At 39.0% G+C, this 21,755-nt stretch carries 18 protein-coding genes; 11 read left to right on the top strand and 7 right to left on the bottom strand.

Annotated features, from left to right (window positions below; genetic code table 11):
• Nucleotides 1-17: 17 nt before the first annotated feature.
• Nucleotides 18-359: a Grx4 family monothiol glutaredoxin gene (gene grxD / locus ACRWQL_RS01585; protein ID WP_434926080.1), complete on the top strand. Its 342-nt coding sequence runs from the start codon at nucleotides 18-20 to the stop codon at nucleotides 357-359.
• Nucleotides 360-451: 92 nt separating this feature from the next.
• On the opposite strand, the gene ACRWQL_RS01580 is transcribed toward grxD, so the two are convergent.
• From ACRWQL_RS01580 to cmoA, 7 genes are read right to left on the bottom strand one after another with little or no spacing between them, the layout of a single operon-like run.
• Complete coding sequence (locus ACRWQL_RS01580) at nucleotides 452-1,582, bottom strand: DUF3541 domain-containing protein (protein ID WP_434951933.1); 1,131 nt, start codon at nucleotides 1,580-1,582, stop codon at nucleotides 452-454.
• Nucleotides 1,560-3,350 (bottom strand): hypothetical protein, encoded by a 1,791-nt coding sequence (locus tag ACRWQL_RS01575; protein WP_434951931.1) that lies wholly within the window; start codon nucleotides 3,348-3,350, stop codon nucleotides 1,560-1,562. The genes ACRWQL_RS01580 and ACRWQL_RS01575 overlap by 23 nt, the downstream gene beginning before the upstream one ends.
• Entirely contained in the window at nucleotides 3,313-4,269 is a 957-nt protein-coding gene (locus ACRWQL_RS01570) for an alpha-L-glutamate ligase-like protein (protein ID WP_434926083.1), read from the bottom strand. The genes ACRWQL_RS01575 and ACRWQL_RS01570 overlap by 38 nt, the downstream gene beginning before the upstream one ends.
• Nucleotides 4,269-5,774: an inactive transglutaminase family protein gene (locus ACRWQL_RS01565; RefSeq protein ID WP_434926084.1), complete on the bottom strand. Its 1,506-nt coding sequence runs from the start codon at nucleotides 5,772-5,774 to the stop codon at nucleotides 4,269-4,271. The genes ACRWQL_RS01570 and ACRWQL_RS01565 overlap by 1 nt, the downstream gene beginning before the upstream one ends.
• 8 nt (nucleotides 5,775-5,782) lie before the next feature.
• A complete protein-coding gene (locus ACRWQL_RS01560; RefSeq protein ID WP_434931939.1) occupies nucleotides 5,783-6,559 on the bottom strand; it encodes an ATP-dependent zinc protease family protein in 777 nt (258 codons plus the stop codon).
• Between the two features lie 25 nt (nucleotides 6,560-6,584).
• Nucleotides 6,585-7,577: a tRNA 5-methoxyuridine(34)/uridine 5-oxyacetic acid(34) synthase CmoB gene (gene cmoB / locus ACRWQL_RS01555; RefSeq protein WP_434932014.1), complete on the bottom strand. Its 993-nt coding sequence runs from the start codon at nucleotides 7,575-7,577 to the stop codon at nucleotides 6,585-6,587.
• Complete coding sequence (gene cmoA / locus ACRWQL_RS01550) at nucleotides 7,574-8,305, bottom strand: carboxy-S-adenosyl-L-methionine synthase CmoA (protein ID WP_434951930.1); 732 nt, start codon at nucleotides 8,303-8,305, stop codon at nucleotides 7,574-7,576. Before cmoA ends, cmoB begins: the two co-directional genes overlap by 4 nt.
• A gap of 303 nt (nucleotides 8,306-8,608) precedes the next feature.
• Between cmoA and ACRWQL_RS01545 the strand changes: the two genes are divergently transcribed.
• From ACRWQL_RS01545 to ACRWQL_RS01500, 10 genes are all read left to right on the top strand, one after another.
• Nucleotides 8,609-11,431: a transporter substrate-binding domain-containing protein gene (locus ACRWQL_RS01545; RefSeq protein ID WP_434951928.1), complete on the top strand. Its 2,823-nt coding sequence runs from the start codon at nucleotides 8,609-8,611 to the stop codon at nucleotides 11,429-11,431.
• A gap of 399 nt (nucleotides 11,432-11,830) precedes the next feature.
• Nucleotides 11,831-13,609 (top strand): aspartate--tRNA ligase, encoded by a 1,779-nt coding sequence (gene aspS, locus ACRWQL_RS01540; protein ID WP_434951926.1) that lies wholly within the window; start codon nucleotides 11,831-11,833, stop codon nucleotides 13,607-13,609.
• A gap of 152 nt (nucleotides 13,610-13,761) precedes the next feature.
• Nucleotides 13,762-14,508 carry a YebC/PmpR family DNA-binding transcriptional regulator gene (locus ACRWQL_RS01535; RefSeq protein WP_434951924.1) on the top strand — a complete coding sequence of 249 codons (747 nt, stop codon included), beginning with the start codon at nucleotides 13,762-13,764 and terminating at the stop codon, nucleotides 14,506-14,508.
• An 8-nt stretch (nucleotides 14,509-14,516) separates the two neighbouring features.
• Entirely contained in the window at nucleotides 14,517-15,038 is a 522-nt protein-coding gene (ruvC, locus tag ACRWQL_RS01530; protein WP_434926091.1) for a crossover junction endodeoxyribonuclease RuvC, read from the top strand.
• Nucleotides 15,035-15,652: a Holliday junction branch migration protein RuvA gene (gene ruvA / locus ACRWQL_RS01525; protein WP_434951922.1), complete on the top strand. Its 618-nt coding sequence runs from the start codon at nucleotides 15,035-15,037 to the stop codon at nucleotides 15,650-15,652. The genes ruvC and ruvA overlap by 4 nt, the downstream gene beginning before the upstream one ends.
• Before the next feature lie 20 nt (nucleotides 15,653-15,672).
• On the top strand, nucleotides 15,673-16,677 hold the full coding sequence (gene ruvB, locus ACRWQL_RS01520) for a Holliday junction branch migration DNA helicase RuvB (RefSeq protein ID WP_434926093.1): 1,005 nt from the start codon (nucleotides 15,673-15,675) through the stop codon (nucleotides 16,675-16,677).
• An 871-nt stretch (nucleotides 16,678-17,548) separates the two neighbouring features.
• Complete coding sequence (locus ACRWQL_RS01515; RefSeq protein WP_434951920.1) at nucleotides 17,549-18,715, top strand: methyl-accepting chemotaxis protein; 1,167 nt, start codon at nucleotides 17,549-17,551, stop codon at nucleotides 18,713-18,715.
• Between the two features lie 56 nt (nucleotides 18,716-18,771).
• Nucleotides 18,772-19,134, top strand: coding sequence for a response regulator (locus tag ACRWQL_RS01510; protein ID WP_434926095.1), 363 nt, complete (start codon nucleotides 18,772-18,774; stop codon nucleotides 19,132-19,134).
• Between the two features lie 41 nt (nucleotides 19,135-19,175).
• Nucleotides 19,176-19,490: an STAS domain-containing protein gene (locus ACRWQL_RS01505; protein ID WP_434951919.1), complete on the top strand. Its 315-nt coding sequence runs from the start codon at nucleotides 19,176-19,178 to the stop codon at nucleotides 19,488-19,490.
• Between the two features lie 42 nt (nucleotides 19,491-19,532).
• Nucleotides 19,533-21,734: a chemotaxis protein CheA gene (locus tag ACRWQL_RS01500; RefSeq protein ID WP_434951917.1), complete on the top strand. Its 2,202-nt coding sequence runs from the start codon at nucleotides 19,533-19,535 to the stop codon at nucleotides 21,732-21,734.
• The last annotated feature ends 21 nt before the right edge of the window (nucleotides 21,735-21,755 follow it).

The following is a 21,755-nucleotide window of genomic DNA, read 5'->3' as shown; positions in this document are numbered from 1 at the left end:
TACCATTAGGAATGAAAATGGAAACTGTAGAAAAAATTAAGCAGCAACTGAGTGAAAACCCAATCATAGTTTATATGAAAGGCTCTCCTAAATTACCTAGTTGTGGTTTTTCTTCTCAAGTTGCACAAGTGATGATTAACTGTGGTGAGCAGTTTGCGTTTGTAGATATTTTACAGCACCCAGATATCCGCGCTGAATTACCTAAGTTTGCAAATTGGCCAACCTTCCCACAGTTGTGGGTTGAGGGTGAGTTGATTGGCGGCTGTGACATTATTACCGAGATGTTCCAAAAAGGTGAGTTACAACCGATTATTAAAGCGACTGCAGATAAATTCCGCACTGAAGATGCCGCAGAATAAGCTGTTTATTATTTAGCTTAAGAAAAACCCAATGCATGCATTGGGTTTTTTGTATTTAAGACTTGGCAAATATATTGATATTATTAATGTGATTACTGCTTGCTGTCGAGTGTATTTTGATCAGATTTTACATTAACTAAACGAGGAAGATTCTTCTTCGTACTCGGGATATTGTTCAGATATGGGCCAGGGTGAAGCGTTTCTGGCCAATTTAATAGCATCATGGCAAGTACATTTCTGTGTTCGCCAGAGGATAAGTCTGATCTCCCCTTGGGTGATGGTATCATTTGAGTTTCTGGATTATATGCCGCAATGATGTGCTTTTTAACTTTTTGAGTGACGTTATGATTGCTATGCCCCGTTATTAGGAAACTAATTCCCACTTCTGTAATGATATCTTCTGTAGTGTCGGCGATAATTTTATCTAGATTTTTTTCAAAATAATCTAAAATCCATTGGAACTCTTTTGGTTCAACTTCATTTTGATAATATCCGCTGGCAGCAAAAATAAAATGGGTCATGCCATAAATCTTATTCTTGTACTGTGCCTTTGAAAGTGTCGCATCTTTACTATCAGGATAAGTATTAATAAACGCCGTTTTGTAGGCCTGGTAATAATCACCCACACCGATTTGCTTAGCCCAATATACATAGTTAATCAGTTGCGCAGCCCATGACTCAATCATCTTCTTGTCGGTAAAGGAGGGAGTAAAATCATGCGCCTTTAAGCTGCTGAATAGCAAATCATGACAAGGACCCGTAAAACCAAACTCATCTATACGACTTGAAAAACGCAACAAGTCAGTAAATAACATGAATTTTGGATAAGGAGCAATAGCTTCTTTACGTGCTATACCTCTCGATTTATTACCTAACAGACTTGCTGCCAATGCTGACTCATCATCAATGAAGTGCGGTTTATTGAGATTACAGGCAAAATAAGCTTGTGATTCAGCTATGGTGAGTAAATCAATTAACGCACCATTAGCGTATTTGGGATCACCTGTCATGCGGAATTGACGAATAGCGTAATGGCCTTGAACTCTTGGAGGTAAAGTATAAAGATTAGTTTCGAGATTGGTTTTGATTTGCTGGTAAACTTGTTCATCGGTTAAGTTATGAGTCTGTTTTAGGTATGATTCTTTAGCAAATAAACTACTGCTTAATAGTACAGCGGATAATACAAAAAACGAGAGTGTTTTACTCTTGCTTAGTGCCAACATAATTGATTCTCCATAATAGATGTTCAAAATCCATTGGCTGTTTAAATACGGCAGACAATTGATCATAAAGACTTTGATGATGTTCATTCACAACGATGACATCAAATATAGCCTTGGCTTGGCTGCTGGAAAGTGATTCATTGTAGATTAACTGCGCCAGTGTTTGTTGCCACAGCAGAAGATAATAACTAATCCCTTCATTAGCAATAGCAAGATAACTAAATATTGCATCAGAAGCCGATAAATAGGGCACACCAAAGCTGTCTTCAAAGGATTGAGACAAGATTCGGTTCAAAATTGGCTGGTATAACTCAAACTTAGATAGGTCTTGTTGGTAAAAGAGTAGCGCAACTTTGGAGCGAAAGACCAGCTGTTGTTTCTTAAATGAATTAATGAGTTTGGCCCTAGGGTGTTGTTCATGATCTAGTTTTAAATTTGATGTTAACCATGTTGCTAACCAATAAGTACCTAACTGCTGATTTAGTGGCGAAATATTCTGTTGATTAACATAGTAAAATTGACTTCCCTTTGCTAACTGATTGACGATATCGCTTAGGGCAAATATTAGGTCATCATACTGTTTTACCTTGGTTAATTCAAAAGGCACATTTAAAGCATATTGGCCTAATTGTTGTCCTACAACAGACTGCTTTATAGTGAAATAGTCAACATTTACTGCTTGGGCTGCTTCGCCTGTATTGATATCCAGAAAAATTTCACCTAATAATCTTTTTTTATGCCAAACGCGATAAATATCGGTGGTATTTGCGCTTGTTGGAAGTCGTTCAAAATCTAAACTAAATAGGGATAGCTGCTCAAATACCGTGTCAATGAAATGCGTAGTGGTTTGAATCTCGGTTGCAATTTTGGGTTGTTTTTTTAATGCTTGTGGTAAATCCCAAGGCGCAACTTGGATGTTTTCTGTTTGGCTGTTTAAAAATAGAGATAATTGTTCAACAGTCAACTCACTGTTTTTTAATTGGAAGTCAGCAGAGTCAGCAAATCCATTTTCTTTTGCCTGTTTAGTTTTAATTTTATGAATAACAAGTAAATTTGTTTGGTTAACCTCTTTCGCTCGTCCTTGATAAGCTAACCAAGCTTGTTGTCTGCATGATGATTTCGGTTGTAAAAGCAGGTAACGAGCAACATTCTGTGCAGTAGTCGAGATATTATTAATAGATTTTTTTGTTGATTCAGAGGCTGTCTCAAGTGCACATTCTGCGTTTGCCTCGAATAGATATTGCTGTCTTAGGTTGTATTCTATGCTTGTTTGTAAACCATGTAGCATAGATTTAACGTCAACATTGAGCTTGGCATTTTTTAATTGTTGAATACTGGTTAGATACCAATAATAAGGCTGTTGATGTGGCGATAATTTGAAGCTGGCTTTGTCAGCTTGTAATAATTGTGGATCAATTTGATTAAGTAACCATGAGAGTTCATCGGCTAAATGAACTTGGCACATCAGCAGATTCTGCTGATATTCTGTTTGTTGGGTCAAGCGGCGATAGTAATTATTGCGATCATTTAAATTATTCAGTGACAGAAGCGACGATTCAAATGCAACTAATTCATTTAACGATACTGATTGCGTTAGGGGAGGATAAGGTGTTTTGCTTGATGATTGCCAGGCATTAGGAATTGCAACCTGACTTTCGGCATCAAATTGTAAACATTGATCTACAAACAGGCTTAAAGGATTGGCCACGGCGAGTGCCGTGGCCAATAAATTAAAACTTAGGCTGATCGCAAAAATGCTTTTTCGCATATTCTACACGTTGGTCAACTGACATTGTCGCGCCTTTTAAAGACTCTACGTGTTTAAGGCGGGGGAGAATGCCTTTACCATTTGCTATTTGAATGGTTAAACCTGGACGAGCATTAAGCTCTAACAGCAAGGGGCCACGATTTTTATCTAATACCATGTCGGTCCCAAGGTAGCCCATTTCACACATTTCATAGGCTCTAGAAGCTGTATGAAGTAGCGTTTCCCAATGCGGCACTTGAATGTCGGATAAAGGGAAGTGAGTATCAGGATGTTTATCTACCGGCACGTCAAATTGAACCGCGTGTAAACTTTTGCCAGTGGCAATATCTAATCCAATACCCACAGCACCCTGGTGCAAGTTAGCTTTACCGTCAGAGGCTGCAGTTGAACAACGCAGCATACCCATGACAGGGAACCCTTTAAACACGATTAATCGTATATCAGGCACACCTTCGTAACTCACACCGTTGAATACGGGATCAAATACAATTAAGCCTTCCACAATGGCAACATCGGGTCTGCCACCCAGTGAAAATAAACCGCTTAATGTATTAGAAACATGACGATATATTTCGTTAGGGGTTACTTCATCGCCATTTGCCTTGTAATAACGGCCATTGTCAACTCTAGTAATCACCAGGATCCCTTTACCGCCAGACCCTTTAGCGGGTTTGATAACAAAACCGCTTCTATCAATTACCATCGCAGGTATCAGTTCAATATCATGTTGTTCTTGAACAACACCAATTAAATCGGGTACAGCAATGCCATTTGCTAATGCAAGCTGCTTGGTAATTAACTTATCGTCCACACGTTTGTAGTGCTTACGTGGATTGTATCTACCTATATAACCGATGTTTCGCTTGTTCATGTTCAGCACGCCTGCGCGGCTTAATTCCCAAGGCCAGGCATACTTCATTACTTCTCTCCCACTAAGGGTTTAAAGCGCTTTAACTCGGTTAAACGGTAGCCAGTGTATTGTCCCATTACAAGCACTAAACCTAAGATAACCAAATGTATACCTAGGAAGTTAAACACCCAGTGTTGTACTAATTCACTGCTCATAGCGAGGTAAGCTATGGTTGCAACAAACAAACTGCCACCACCTGAAATGAACACTTTTTTAGGGCCTTCTTCTTCCCACAAAATTGACATACGCTCGATTGTCCACGCTAAAATGATCATTGGGAAAAAGGTCACAGTTAACCCTTCACTTAAACCTAATTTAAATGAGATTAAGGTGAACAGGCCGATGATGAAGATCACCACAATAATCACCGCGGATATTCGGGATATCAACAATAAATTTAAGGTTGAGAGGTAGGAGCGGATCATTAATCCGAATGCGACAATCAATAAGAAACCTATTAAACCCGTTAGTAGGGTGGTTTGAATAAAGGCCATCGCAATTAATACTGGCATAAAAGTACCAGATGTTTTAATACCGACAATCACGCGAAGGAAAACAACCACCATCACACCGATAGGGATCAATAATATACCTTTAAATAAACTTTGCTCCTCAAGTGGAAGTTGGTACAAAGAAAAATCTAATGCGTCATCAGTCATCATCATATCAATCGATGTGGCTAATGCGGAGCGCGTATCTTGTAACATTGAGAAGCTAACTTGTGAGCTACGACCGCCCATAACTTCTAAAACAGAGCCACCAGCATATTCCCATAATACAAGATTACCGTCTCTGCCTTGCTTGTTGTTAACAACATCAAACAAGTGCCATAAACCATCTTGATAAACTTGCACATAAGTCGTTAATGTTTGACGACGACGTTGATCTTCTAATACTAAGCCACTGACATTTCGTGCTGGAACACCTTTAGTGTGTAGCATTTGTAAGAATAATTTGGTCGAAGTGTTAGTCGATAGCAATAACGACATATTTTGACTTTGATTTTTATCGTGGATCAAATCCAACAATTGCTTTGCAAAAGATAAATTGGTCGCACTGCGAAGCCAAACTTCTTCTACAATTTGTTCTGCAGCGGCCTTTTCTGTTGCAGGCCAAAGATAAACTTCAGTGTCAGTCGGTTCTTGTTCAGATTTGATTTCTAATTTGCCTGTTGGCACTAGTGTGACACGGTAAAATAAAGACTGTGGTCCAGATGCTTCTCTAATCGACCAAATCGCTTTGCGATTTTGCTCTTCAGTAATCGTTAAACCGTAACCTGGTGAGGTTGTGTTTTCGACTAGAATGTCAAACGCGGGATCATTAGGTAATGAAAATTGCACTTCTGCAGGCTGGTTACGGCCACTAAAGCTGACTTTTGCATCAATTGCCCAACTTTGAACCTGTTCACCGGGCAAAAATGGCACATTATGCTCAATACCACGATAGATGCTGGCACCAATACCGACAAAAAACAGTAAAAATACAAATATATAAAACGGTTTACGAGAGTGCATTTTGTCGCCTATTTAATAAGTGTGGTCACTTGGTTTTTATCTTTACCGTGAATGTAGATTTGACCTACATCAACGATGGCAATATCTTTCATAAACTTACGGCCAAGAAGTAGTGGGTAATCTAAATGGCTTCTGTCAGTTAAATTTAAATCAGTTTCAGCTGAATATTGACCAATTTTTAGATGCGCATGAATAACAGGGCGGCGGTCATCATCACTAGTAGCATCTTGTTTGATGCGGACAAAGCGTTCAACTTTTGACTCGAAAGTATTTCCTGCTTTGTCTGGGCCATTAGTCATTACATCATATCTCACCCATTCTTCGCCATTACGTTCAAAAAGGACAATGTTTCGAGCATCTAATGAAGATGACTCAGCTCCGGTATCGATACGGGTAGCGAATGTTGTTTTAACTTCATCCATATAAACACTTTCAGCTTCACCTAGTAAGAATTTCTCACCAATGAGAGATTCAGGACATTGTGACGGTACTGCTACAGGTCTAGGTGCTGGAGCAACTACAGGGGCAACAGCGAGCTTTTGCGACTGTGCCATTGCTTCGCTAACTTGTGTCTTTAACTTACGTAACTCTATTGATAATCCAGTAATATCGTCAGATTGTTTGCTGCATTGATCATTAAAAGCGGTAATAATTTGTGCTTGGGATGTTTGCAGCGTGCTGTTTAAATCAGCATTTGAGATTGATGGAGCATGGGAATGCTGGGTTGCTGTACAACCTGAAACAATCAATACTGCAATAGTTAGTGCAAGTGCCTGCTTAAACATGTCAATTCCTGTTGGATATTATGAGTTAAATTAAATCTAAATTGGGTTGGTTTTTAGTGGCAATGATTATGGCTCTTTTCGGTGCAGGGTAGCCTTCAACCGTTAAGCTCACATCATTTGGATCAAGATAATCAACAAGTGATTCATTTTTCATCCAAGTTGTACTGCGTTGTTCTGCCAATGAAGTGATGTCGACGTCAACACATCTTACATTAGTAAACTCACACTTTTCTAGCCACAGAATTAATGCCGCCACTGATGGTAAAAACCAAACATTATTCATTTTTCCATATCTGTCCTTTGGGACAAGTACAGCATTTTCATCACCATCTATAACTAATGTTTCTATAACGAGCTCACCTCCCATTCTTAATTGATCACGTAACTGCATAATGTGATCTATCGGTGAGCGACGATGATAAAGTACGCCCATGGAGAATACCGTATCAAAAGCATCTAGAGGTGGAAGTTCTTCAATACCTAATGGTAACAAATAAATAGGATGCTGATTTCCAGCTAGTCTTTTTACAGCCTCAAATTGGCATAAGAATAACGGAGAAGGGTCTATTCCCACAACGCATTTTGCGCCATCACCAAACATTCTCCACATATGGTAGCCACTTCCGCAACCAACATCTAATACTGTTCGGTTCTTTAATGGCGATATATGGGGCTTAACTCTATCCCATTTCCAATCACTTCGCCATTCTGTATCAATTTCAATGCCATGGATAGAGAAGGGACCCTTTCGCCAGGGTTGAAATAAGCCGAGCAAATTAGACAGTTTTTCTGTCTGGCCATCTGTAAGCTGTTTGCCACTCCCAATGGTCACATTTGATGTAAACTCAACTAGATCTGGTGTTGGATAGTTCAGTTTATTGAGCACTTTTTCCCATTTAGGTAAGTTGCCATGTTTGTGTTCACGCTGCCAATTACCCAAAATAGACGGTAGCGTTTCTAACCAATGTTGCAAATTAGAATCTGCAATTTCTTTATAAAATGCGCCAAAGCTTATCATTTTATCGCCACCATCGATGCAAAATTGAAACATTGAAACCACACATTAAAGTGTTGAAAGCCACATTTTTCGAAGCGATGTTGATGATGATTAAGTGTATCTGGACGCATCACATTTTCAAGTGCACTTCTTTTTTGACTTATTTCTAACTCACTGTAGCCATTTGCACGTTTAAAATCTAAATGATGTTTATCAAGTAACACTTGTATGGTGTCATCATCAAAACGTAACTTTTCTGAAATAACTAGAATACCACCAGGTAGCATACCCTGATATATTTTGTTAATTAACGTGTCACGATCGGCTATTGGCAAAAATTGTAGGGTAAAATTTAACACCACCATAGAAGCATTTTTAAATTCTATGTCCCGGATGTCACCACAAACGAGTTCTACATCCGTATCACTGACGTAGGCTAGAAGGTTTTCACTACAACGTTCTATCATCGATTGACTGTTATCAACGGCCACAATTTTACATTGACGTTGTTCAATTTGACGCCTAATACTTAATGTTGCAGCACCAAGAGAGCAGCCAAGGTCGTAAACAGTAGAGTTTTTAGTGACATAAGTGCTTGCAAAGTCACCAATAGTATTAATGATTTGACCATAACCGGGAACAGATCGACGTATCATGTCGTTAAACACGCCAGCGACTTTTTGATCAAATACAAAATCAGCAACCTTATTAGTAGCTGAGGCATAAATATTATCTAATTCTGAGTGCATGTGATAACAGGTTTTAAAATTCTAAGCACATTTTAGCTAATCATAGTGATGACCAGCAAGTGCTGGTTAAAAATATATTAAATTTATTATCTTGTGTGTGATGGCTTATTTGCAGTTTTATGTAAAAACCTTGCTCAAATGGCCGTTAACAAGACAATATTTATTAGAATTGTGACGCAATCTGCGGTAAATTACGTTCTTAGGATTGTTGAATTTTTGTTGACTATTATTGGAATATCATCAACAAGCAATGCTTTAGAACCGTTAATAGTGATTAGTAAATCTAGTAGATAGGGATGACACTTGAAATTAATCGTCGGATTACTCTTTTGTTTGGTAATCAGTACTGCCAATATAGTTTTTGCAAGCTCACAAGATACCGCCCTTGCAGGGGGGACATTGAAAATTGTTATGGGAGAGGATACTTATCCATTTCAATACATAGACGATAATCAGCATGCTGCAGGTTTATTAGTTGATCTTTGGCGTGAGTGGGCACTTGTTACAGATACTAAAGTTGAATTCCTCATACAAAATTGGCAGCAATCTTTGGACCAGCTACAGTCGGGTGATGCCGATATACATATCGGTATGGCACCTAATGCTTTTAGGCAAACCTTGTTTGATTTCTCCAATCCAATTACATCGTTGCAAACCTATTTATTTATTCATAAATCGATTAGCAAAAAGCATCAGTTAACTGATTTAATACCTTATCAAATTGGTATTGTTGACGGTTCATCCCATGAACAAACACTTCTAGCTGTTAATCCCAACTTTAATTTTCGCAAATATAGTAGTAGAGATGCATTACTTGTTGGAGCTATGAATGGCGAGGTGTTGGTCTTTGCTGGAATTGAAGGCTATCAACGTGATATGGCATTGGAGCAAAATATTGCTAATGACTATTATAGTTCCTCAAGGATCCCGATAGCGAAGGTTGATCTCGTTGCAGCAGTTAAAAAAGGTAATACCCCATTATTAGCTAAAATTAATCAAGGATTTGAAAAAGTTGATGTTGAACAGATTAAACGAATTGAGCGGCGTTGGTTAGGTTACAATCGACAAAATGCCGGACTACTTATTGCCATGCAAAGCAATGTAGAACCCTTTGTTGATATCGGTAATGACGGATTACCCCACGGGTTATTTGTTGATTTATGGAAGCTCTGGTCAAGCAAAAGTGGCATTAGTATTGATTTTGTTGTTGGCGATATGAACAGCTCTATTGCAGATATTAAGCGTGGTTTTGCTGATGTTCATATTGGGTATCCTGAAAGCAATGAAATGAACACTGGTCTCAAACAAGCTTGGCATATCACGTCAGTGAAGAGCCGTTTTTTCAGTTTAAAAAAGAACATAGCTGATTTAAATACACTTAAAAATATTCGAATCGGCGTGTTTCCTACCGCGCCTTATATTTCTGAAATCCACAATTTATACCCAAATGCACAATTACGTTTTTATGAATCGACAGAGTTGATGGTTGACGCTGCGCTTAAAGGTGACATTATTGGTTTTATAGCCTCTTCTGCCACCACGTCTCATTATTTACTCGGCAGCAAGCTTTGGGCTGATTTTACTCAATATATTAATATTGAGTTCTCAACTGATATTTATAGCTTGATCCGCCCGGAAGACAGTGGCTTAGAGGAGAGAATCCGCGCTGGATTTGAATTAATTTCTCCCGAAGAACGCCTGCAAATAGAACGAAAATGGCTTATTAATCCTGATGATCGATATTTTTCAGGGCAGCATCAAAACATTGTCTTATCCAGTCAAGATAAAACATACTTATCGAGTCTGGGCGCGATCAAAATGGGTTACGTCAAAGATTGGCGTCCGATGGAGTTTCAAGGTAAAAATGGCGAGTTTTTAGGGGTTAACTCTGATATTAAGTCTCTATTTGTTAATCACTTGGGTGTGTCAGTTATCCCTGTTGCATTTGAAACCTTTGATAAAATGATGCAGCAACTGCGCAGTGGTGAGATTCAATTAGTGGCCAGTTTGGCCTCTAACAGTGAGCGTGATAATACCATTTTATTTAGTGATCCCTATTGGCCTTCACCTTGGGCTGTGGCCAGTGATTTAACTCAACCGCCAATTTTTAATATCAATCAATTAGACAATAAAACGATTGCTGTTGTCGAAGGCTATCAGTTAATTGATCAATTAAATCAACAACTCCCCAAGTTGAAATTAGTATTAGTCCCTGATACACGTGCAGGCCTAAATGCTGTGGTGAGTGGGACTGCGGACATGTTTGTTGAAAAAGTAACCTCATTGGCTGATTCACTTAAAAATGGCGATTACCCTAGTTTAAAACTGTCTTTACTTGCGGATTTAGCTGATCAACAGAGTAGGATTGGTATATTTTCGGGCCTTGAGGAGCTGGTGCCACTTATTAATCGGGTGATTGGTACAATTGATAAAGCAGCTCAACAACAACTTTATCAAAAGTGGAACGATGTTAAATTAAATACCGACGATCTGTTTTACCAGCGTTGGATGAATTCTCTTATTATCGGGCTTTTGGTAGTAAGTGCGATAACTGTAATGGTTTTAGTGGTCAATCGTCGATTAAAATTAGAGATTCACCGTCGCGAACATGCCGAAGAGAAATTAGTATTTTTGGCAAATCATGACAGTGTGACGGGATTAGCTAATCGTACATTAATCGATAAACTGATAATTATCGCAATTGAGACCCATCAAAAAACTCACTCAAAGTTTGCAATATTGTTTATTGATTTGGATGGCTTCAAAATTGTTAACGATGTTCATGGCCATGCCATAGGTGATCTTCTCTTAGCACAAGTTGCTGAGGTATTTAAATCGCTTGTCAAAGATACTGACTCTGTTGCTCGTTTCGGTGGGGATGAATTTATTTTTTTAATCAATCAATTAGAAAAAGTTGATGATGCCAAAAAACTGGCGAGTTCGTTACTTAATAGCTTGTCTCAAATTGATAACATTGAAGGTAAATCAATTCAAATATCCGCCAGTATTGGTATTGCAATGTACCCACATGATGGCGTCACAGCAGAGGAATTAATGAAGCATTCTGATTTTTTGATGTACCAAGCTAAAAGAGTGGGTGGTCATCAATATCGAACAAATCATTAAAGTAGAGCATCCCAGTATGTGGCTAATATCGCAGTCGTTTATATTGGAATCTGCAATATACCGAGACATATTGTTTTCAAGCCGACATAGAGTGTCGTTTTTTTATTCAGTTGATGACAAATAATCACTTCTACTCTGGTCAATTAACTCATTCTCCTTGATACTGCCTTTTATATTCTGATAACGACATATAGCCTGATTATTCTTAATGAAGCCCGCTATTTTAGCTATTTAATTTATAAAAGCTAACGCCGCGAAATATAGGCTCAATTAGGATTAATAAATTATGCTTGAGACGAGCATCTTAGGTTTGTTTGGGTATATAATGCCGTTTTTATCATTTTTGATATGCGAACGTTTGCTTTGCTAAAATCGCTTTTATTTAAAGGATAGAGTTCAATGCGTAGCCATTATTGTGGAGACATTAATAAGTCTCATTTAGGTCAAGAAGTTACCTTAGTAGGTTGGGTTAATCGTAGCCGTGATTTAGGCGGAGTGGTTTTCTTAGATTTACGTGATCGTGAAGGGTTAATTCAAGTTGTTTACGATCCTGACTTAAAAGACGTATTTGATATCGCCAGTACCTTGCGCGGTGAATTTTGTGTCCAAGTAACTGGCTTAGTCCGTGCTCGTCCAGACAGCCAAGTTAATGCGCAAATGAAAACAGGTGAAATTGAAATCTTAGGTAAAGGCTTAACGATTATCAATGCATCTGCGCCATTACCACTTAGCATGGATAATTATCAAAATAATAGTGAAGAACAACGTTTAAAATATCGCTATCTTGATTTACGTCGTCCTGAAATGGCTGAACGGATCGTATTCCGCGCCAAAGTCACCAGTTATGTGCGTAACTTTCTCGACACCAATGGCTTTTTAGACATTGAAACGCCAATATTGACCAAGGCAACGCCAGAAGGTGCACGAGATTATTTAGTCCCAAGTCGTACGTATAAAGGTCAATTTTTTGCATTACCACAGTCACCACAGCTATTTAAACAGTTATTGATGATGTCAGGTTTTGACCGTTATTATCAAATCGTGAAATGTTTCCGTGATGAAGATTTACGTGCTGATCGTCAACCTGAATTTACTCAAATTGATATCGAAACATCTTTCATGACATCAGAGCAAGTGATGGAAAAAACTGAGCAAATGATGCGCGGTTTATTTCAAGACTTATTAAATGTTGATTTAGGTGATTTTCCAAGAATGACGTATGCAGATGCAATGCGCCGTTTTGGGTCAGATAAGCCAGATTTACGAAATCCTCTTGAATTAGTCGATATTGCCGATTTAGTTAAAAACGTTGAGTTTGCAGTCTTTAACGGTCCAGCAAATGATATAGAAGGTCGTGTTACGGCGCTTCGCATTCCTACTGGTGCTTCGTTATCACGTAAACAAATCGATGATTACACCAAATTCGCCGGTATTTATGGTGCCAAAGGCTTAGCCTGGATGAAGCTAAATGATGTAGATGCAGGTATGGATGGTATTCAATCTCCTGTGCTTAAATTCTTAAATGAAGACATCGTTAAGCAAATTATTGACCGTACAGGCGCTCAAACAGGTGACATCATATTATTTGGTGCAGATAAAGCTAATGTTGTGGCAGAAGCCTTGGGTGCACTTCGCTTAAAAGCGGGTGAAGACTTTAACTTATTGCAAGGGCAATGGCGTCCATTATGGGTTGTTGACTTCCCAATGTTTGAAAAGGTTGAAGGCGGCTTACACGCAGTGCATCATCCATTTACCGCGCCACGCGGTGTGAACGCAGAGCAATTAAAACTTGATCCTGCTAACACAGTATCTGATGCTTACGATATGGTATTAAACGGTTGTGAGTTAGGCGGCGGTTCAGTGCGTATTCATAATGCTGAAATGCAAAGTACCGTGTTTGATTTATTAGGTATCGAGAAAGAAGAGGCTAAAGAAAAATTTGGTTTCTTACTTGAAGCATTACGATATGGTACGCCTCCTCATGCAGGTTTAGCGTTTGGTTTAGATCGAATTATTATGCTAATGACAGGTGCTAGTTCAATTCGTGATGTGATGGCGTTCCCTAAAACAACCACTGCGGCGTGTCCTTTGACTAATGCCCCTGGTTTTGCTAATCCACAGCAATTAATCGAATTAGGTATTCAAGTGATTGAGAAGCCTAAAGCTGACGCAGAGTAATTTACTGTTAAGCTAAGTTTTACCTACATTCCGAGGCTTATGCCTCGGTCTGTGTTTATGGCACTCTATTTTTGTGGCCAACAGGCTTTCACCAAGCAGTAAATGATTATTGTAAAAGCGGTAGCGTTACAAATAAATACAAGGGAGTTTTCATGGCAGGACATAGTAAATGGGCCAATATTAAACACCGTAAAGCGGCACAAGATGCTAAACGCGGCAAGTTATTTACTAAGTTTATTCGAGAGTTGACCGTTGCTGCACGCGAAGGCGGATCAGATCCTGACGCGAATCCACGACTCAGAGCTGCCATTGATAAAGCCTTATCAAATAATATGACCCGTGACACTGTTGAGCGCGCGGTAAAACGAGGCGCCGGTGAAATCGAAGGGCTGCAACTGGAAACTATCATCTATGAAGGTTATGGTCCTGGTGGCAGTGCCGTGATGGTTGAAACCATGACAGATAACAGAAATCGTACCGTTTCAGGCGTTCGCAATGCTTTTAGTAAGAATGGTGGTAATTTGGGCACAGATGGTTCAGTTGCTTACTTATTTACCAAACTGGGTGTTATTTCGTATCTTGAAGGCTTAGACGAAGATAGTGTGATGGATGCAGCGATAGAGTCTGGTGCTGATGATGTTATTGTCAATGATGATGGTACTATTGATGTTTATACGTCACCAAACGCGTTTGGCAAAGTAAAAGATGCATTAGATAAAGCTGAATTTACCAGTGACAATGCAGAGGTCACTATGGTGCCATCAACCAAAGCCGAACTTGACCTTGAAAATGCCGAACAATTTTTAAGATTAATCGATACATTAGAAGATCATGATGATGTACAAGAAGTGTATCATAACGCTGATATAAGTAATGATGTGATGGAACAATTAGGCTAACTCAATTAATGGCAATTATTTTAGGTGTTGACCCAGGCTCACGGATCACCGGTTATGGTGTAATAAAATGTGTGGGTAGACAACAGCAGTATTTAGGCAGTGGTTGTATTCGTACACAATCTGATGAACTTTCCCTTAGGTTACAGCAGATTTATGCTGGATTATCTGAAATTATTAGACAATATCAACCCGATGAATTTGCCATTGAACGTGTATTTATGGCGAAAAATGCAGACTCAGCACTAAAGCTAGGCCAGGCACGCGGTGCCGCTATTGTGGCTGCAACATGTGCAGACCTACCCGTTGCAGAATACAGTGCAACACAAATAAAAAGTGCAGTGGTAGGCACAGGCAGAGCGCAAAAAACGCAAGTGCAGCATATGATTACTCAATTATTGAAATTACCCGCAGCGCCGCAAGCTGATGCGGCAGATGCTCTGGCTGTGGCGATATGTCATTATCACACAAGCCAAAGCTTAGTGGCATTAAGCGGCCGTGCAAATACAAGAACATATGGAAGATACAAATGATTGGTCGTTTGAATGGAATTTTAGTTGAAAAACATGCCCCAGAAATCGTCATCGATGTTAATGGCGTAGGTTATGAGCTTCAAGTACCGCTAACCAGTTTTTATGAGTTACCTGAACTTAATCAACCCGCGATGGTGTATACCCATTTTGTGGTGCGTGAAGATGCGCAATTATTATATGGTTTTATTACTAAACAAGAACGCGCGTTATTTCGTTTGTTAATCAAAACCAATGGTGTTGGCCCTAAATTGGCACTAACCATTTTATCGGGCATGAATGCGGGTGAGTTTGTTGCTTGCGTTGAGCGCGATGATATTGCCACTTTAGTTAAATTACCCGGTGTCGGTAAGAAAACCGCAGAGCGCTTGATTGTTGAAATGCGAGATAAGCTAAGATCTTTACTTGAAGCGTCAGTAGGATCAGAGCGCGAATTTGTGCTGCAATCAAATTATTCCCCAGTTCCTGTTGCTGAAAGTGCTGAAGAAGATGCCATTTCAGCTTTAATATCATTAGGTTATAAGCCAGCTCAAGCCAGCAAAGCTGTTTCAGCTAATTTCAAGCTTGGGATGACATCAGAAGTACTGATAAAAGCGGCACTCAAGTCGATGCTTTAAGGTAAAAGGACAGTAACACCATGATTGAAGCGGATCGATTAATACAGCCTGAAATTCAAATTCACGATGAAGTCGTCGACAGGGCTATGCGGCCTAAGATGCTTGATGAGTATACCGGGCAAGATGATACTCGAGCACAGCTAAAAGTATTTATTCAAGCAGCACTTAATCGAAAAGAAGCGCTTGATCATATGCTTATATTTGGCCCACCAGGGTTAGGCAAAACCACTTTGGCAATGATTGTTGCTAATGAGATGGGCGTTAATATTAAATCAACCTCTGGGCCTGTTTTAGAAAAAGCGGGCGACTTAGCTGCTTTGTTGACTAATTTAGAAGAGGGTGATGTGCTGTTTATTGATGAAATACATCGTCTTAGCCCGGTAGTTGAAGAAATTTTATATCCAGCCTTAGAAGATTATCAACTCGATATAATGATTGGCGAAGGGCCTGCTGCGCGTTCGATTAAATTAGATTTACCACCCTTTACATTGGTTGGCGCAACCACCAGAGCAGGTGCATTAACATCGCCACTGCGAGCTCGTTTTGGTATTCCGTTACGTCTTGAATTTTATAATGTGGCTGATTTAACCACGATTGTGACTCGCTCAGCTAACGTGATGAACTTGTCTATTGCCCCAGAAGGCGCGGTTGAAATTGCACGGCGCTCCCGCGGAACACCTCGAATTGCAAACCGTCTATTACGCCGAGTCAGAGATTACGCTGAAGTGAAACATGATGGGGTTGTTACTAAGGAAGTGGCAGAACAAGCGCTTGATTTGCTTGATGTCGACCTTGAAGGTTTTGATTATTTAGATAGAAAGCTGTTGTTAGCAATTATAGATAAATTTATGGGGGGACCTGTAGGGCTTGATAACCTTGCAGCCGCAATTGGAGAGGATAGAGATACCATTGAAGATGTCCTAGAGCCCTTTCTCATTCAACAAGGGTTTATCCAGCGCACACCTCGAGGTCGTATTGCGACTCAAAGGGCTTATCAGCACTTTAATATAATCAAACCAGAATAGTTGAATTAGCGACTAACTATATAAGGGTACTTAGGTGCCCTTAAATTTATTATAAGATTTCTGGATGTATTAGTTCTGATTTTTATCGTCAATTAATATTTGTTACTTTAATGTTCTTTGATAGTAATTCAAACCACAATTTTTTATTAAATAGCCATCTAAATCATCTAAATCATCTAAATCATCTAAATCATCTAAATTCTGTAACTAAATTTTTATACTATTCGGTGTGCAGAGAGAAATTAAGACATAATAGTACAGCTCCCAGTTGTTTATCTTATTGAAGTAAATGATAGGTTATGCCGGTAGAATATTTTTAAATTAAGTGGTATTGACTGTTGGAGCCTTAATAAAAATAGTTATTAATTACTAGATACCATTAAATAAAGTAAACCAAAAGTATTACTCCTGTATTTCTAATGAGCTATGTCATTTATACAAGTACAATGTGCCTATTTTAGATTTTTAACCTCCTTTAAAATCAAGTATAGATAATGTAGTTAATTAAAGAGTGTAGTTGCATCTAGGTATTCGAAATCAACTTTCATAGCTAAAGTTAATACAATCAGTTGGATAGGTTTTTTATATTGTCCTGATCTCTATTTATCTAGCGCTATTTAGCACAAAGTAATTACTCTAAAGATAGCTCAGTATGACTCATTTTATGGTGGTTAAGTTTATTTTTGTGTTTGATTGCAAATAAGAAAATGTCTGATATATTTAATTCCAGACGTTATATAAATTTTATTGAATGATTGGTCTATTAGTGCTTTATAGTTAATGAAAGCAGCCATTTTAATTAAATTAGATATCTTGGAAGGCATCAGGTTTTTTCGTCAAAAATATAACCGACAGAGTAACAGGGAGTGTTATGCGTACAGAGGTTCATATCTACCCAATAGTACTTGGCGTTCTTGGTAGCATACTTTTGTTATCATTTTCCCCTGTGTCCCTCGTTACCATCATCAGTGCTTTACTTCTTACTGGGTTAGGTTTGTTGTTTGGCCACTGGACACGTCAAACGTTAAGTTCAATTAACACACAACTTGTTGAACTTAAATCTCAAGTTAATACTCAAATCGAAACGAATAAAATAATCAATAACACAGATAAACTCTGCTTAGCAGTGTTCCCTATCTGGAGTCGTCAAATAGAAACAACACGCAAACAAACAGAAACAGCAACTACAGAGTTAGCCAACAATTTTAGCTCGTTAGTTGAAAGTTTAAGCCAAGCTTTTCCGTCCCATTCAAGTTCAAACAGTGAACAAGATAACACGATAGAGAAAACGTTTTCTTTCTCAGAAAAAGCGCTGAATAGTGTTATGGCCTCCTTGCAAGCAACACAACATGATAGAGCAGCAATCTTGGATGAAGTTAGAATGTTAACGACTTACACTGATGAGTTAAAAAAGATGGCTACTGAAGTTGATGCTATTGCAGGACAGACAAATTTATTGGCTTTGAATGCCGCGATTGAAGCGGCTAGAGCGGGTGAAGCGGGCAGAGGTTTTGCCGTAGTAGCCGATGAAGTGAGAAAATTATCGTCATTGTCCAGTGCAACTGGCAGAAATATGACCGAAAAAGTTAATGTCATTAATGGTGCCGTTAATGGCGCATTTGCGGTGGCAGAAAAAGCCACTAAGGATGATGATGGCATCATGGAACGTGCGGAAAAATCCATTAAAGAAGTGCTGGCTAGCTTTACAATTACTGTTGAAGAGTTAGCTGATTCTAAACAGGCAATGCAACAAGAAGGGCAAAAAATACAACAAGAAATATCTGAAATGTTAGTGTCTCTTCAGTTTCAAGACCGAACTAGCCAAATTTTGACACAAGTTAACAACAGTATTGATGAACTGACTGTGACCATGGCTCATGCACATGAAAATAAGCAAATTGGCAAAGAGTTTACTGACAAAGATCTCAGTCATTGGCTTACTAATATGGAAAAGGGTTATGCCATGCTTGATCAAAGAATGAATCATAACTCAGGTAGGCAAAAATTGGATGTCATGGAAGAGATAACCTTCTTTTAATCTTAAAATACTAACTAAACAACGTCGGAAATTATAAAAAACACAGGGAAGAACTAATGGCTAAAACAATTATGATAGTAGATGATTCTGCAAGTTTAAGGCAGGTTGTCAGTATTACCCTTAAAGGGGCGGGCTATAATACAGTGGAAGCCTGCGATGGTGTCGATGCACTAAAAAAACTTGCTGGTGCGCAAATTAACCTGATCATCAGTGATGTTAATATGCCAAACATGGACGGTATTAGCATGGTAAAAGAAGTTAAAAAACTCCCCGCACATAAATTTACTCCCATCATAATGCTTACCACGGAGTCTCAGGCAGACAAAAAATCAGAGGGTCAAGCAGCCGGCGCAAGAGCCTGGGTTGTTAAACCTTTTCAGCCACAACAAATGCTCGCTGCTGTAGCTAAGTTAATATAACTATTGCTTTTTATCCTAGTGATTAAAAGGATTTAACGACTATGCTGACTTTCACAAAAACAGATTTAGGGGCCCGAGCCTATATCGAAGGCCCAATGACAATTCACAATGCGCTAGACTTAAAAGCTCAATTTATTGACGCCTTAAATACTGGCCAAGATCTTGAGTTAAATCTGGCGGCTGTGACCGAAATCGATGCTGCAGGATTACAACTTTTGATAATGGCAAAGCAACAACAAACCTTAACACAGCATGAGCTTACTTTGGTAAGCCATAGTGCGGCTGTATTAGAAGCTATTGAAATTATGGGATTAATCAGTTGGTTCAATGACCCTGTGGTGATTACTAGACAATAACGTTGTCAGTGTAATTATTAAGAAATTAATAAGGATATTGTCATGGATGAATTCGAACAAGTATTGGGTTTGTATATTTCAGAAAGTAGAGAGTTACTTGACGAAATGGAGTCTCTTTTACTTAATTTAGAACATGAAGAAAACCAGAGTGAAAGTCTTAATGGTATTTTTCGTGCTGCGCATACAATTAAAGGCTCGGCCGGAATTTTCTCGCTCGATGCCGTAGTTCACTTCACACATGGTGTAGAAAGTTTGCTTGATAAAATGCGGGATGGAAAAATTCCCTCTAATTCTGAGTTAACTTCTTTATTGTTAGACTGTAAAGATCACATAAGCTTACTTATAGATAATGTCGAATACAAAACAGCCTTATCAGAGCATGATGATCTTAATGGTAGAGCATTACTTCAAACGCTAGTTATTGTTGTTAAGCAGGGGGGAACCGATGGCGCAGAAGAGTCGGCAACTATCAATACTCAGCTGACAACAACTCAAGCAGTTGAAAGGGAGGATAGTCCCCAAGTTAAAAGTGATAATTGGCATATTTCAGTACGTTATCATCCAGATTCATTCCGCTTCGGTATGGACCCTTTAGCTATTTTACGTTATCTGGCTACCCTAGGGGCAATAGAGTCAATTACCACGTTATTTCCCAACTTACCTCCTGCCTCCGAGATGGATCCTGAAACCTGTTATTTAGGTTACGAAATTAACTTTAATAGCCAAGCTGACAAACTTGAAATTGAAGGTGCCTTTGAATTTATTCGCGAAGATAGTCAAGTGCATATATTACCTCCGACTAGTCGTGTAAGTGATTATATTGCTCTTATAAAGGCACTGCCTGAGCAAGATTTTCAATTAGGCGATATTTTAGTCCAGTCAGGCTCATTAACGCCTAATGAACTTGAATATGCTTTAGGGCTTCAAAGAGATCTCAAAAATCAGTCAATTAATGTTCCGCTAGGATCGATTGTTGTAAATAACGGTTTGACTCCACAACCTGTACTTGAATCAGCAATTGCTAAACAAAATCAGATACGTGAAGGGAAAACAAAGGAAATTCAATCGGTAAGAGTCGATGCAGATAAACTTGACCAATTGATAAATTTGGTAGGAGAACTTGTAATAGCGGGTGCAGGCTCTAGTTTGCACGCACATAGTTCCGGTGATCGGATCTTAATTGAATCTTTTTCCATGTTAACTCGTTTGGTAGAAGAAGTACGTGATGCTGCTTTACAGCTTCGGATGGTACAGATTGGTGCCACATTTACGCGTTTTCAACGGGTGGTTCGTGATGTAGCAAAAGAATTAGGCAAAGATATTGAGCTAGTGATAACCGGAGCTGAAACTGAATTAGATAAAACGGTTGTTGAGAAAATTAGCGACCCGTTAATGCACTTAATTAGAAACTCTATGGATCATGGCATTGAAGCACCAGATGTGCGTATTCAAAAACAGAAAGATCCCAAGGGCAGGCTCACTCTTAATGCCTATCATGATTCAGGCATGATAGTCATCGAAGTTTCTGACGATGGTGCTGGTCTTAATTATGAAAAAATTCTCAAGAAAGCTCAAGAAAAGGGTTTAATTCCTGAGGGAGAAAGCCTAGATGTTCAGGAAGTGAATAATCTGATTTTCGAACCGGGTTTTTCCACTGCTGATGCGGTAACTAATTTGTCAGGCCGTGGTGTAGGCATGGATGTGGTAAAACGCAATATTACCGCGCTAAGGGGAACGGTGGAAGTGCAAAGTATTCTTGGTCAAGGAGCAACATTTAGCATTCGTCTACCGCTGACCCTGGCCATTATTGATGGTTTCCTAGTCGAAATCGAAAAATCATCCTTTGTAATACCGCTCAACATGGTGCTTGAGTGTGTTGAGTTGAATGAAGCTAACTCGGACATTTCCCCTAATTCACAGCAAAGTTATATCAATCTAAGGGGAGAAGTATTGCCCTTTATTAGACTTAGGCGTTTGTTCAATTTAGGCGGGCGTCCACCTAAACGAGAAAATGTTATCGTCATTTCTTACCTTGGCAACAAAGTAGGGTTGGCGGTCGATAAACTAGTAGGGGAGTTTCAAACTGTTATTAAGCCCTTAGGTAACATATTTAGTCATATACAAGGAATAAGTGGTTCAACTGTGCTGGGCAGTGGCGAAGTTGCGCTAATCCTTGACGTGCCTAACTTAGTACAAAAGATACTAACAACTGAATCAGCCAAAGCCCTTTATAGCCAAGCTTGATTTCGAATTTCTTAACGAAAG

Origin of the sequence: Shewanella sp. HL-SH4, from assembly GCF_051164845.1 — a bacterium.
GTDB classification, from domain to species: Bacteria; Pseudomonadota; Gammaproteobacteria; order Enterobacterales; family Shewanellaceae; genus Shewanella; species Shewanella glacialimarina.
Note: the sequence above shows the minus strand (reverse complement) of the source record. Positions and strands in the feature narration are given on the sequence as shown.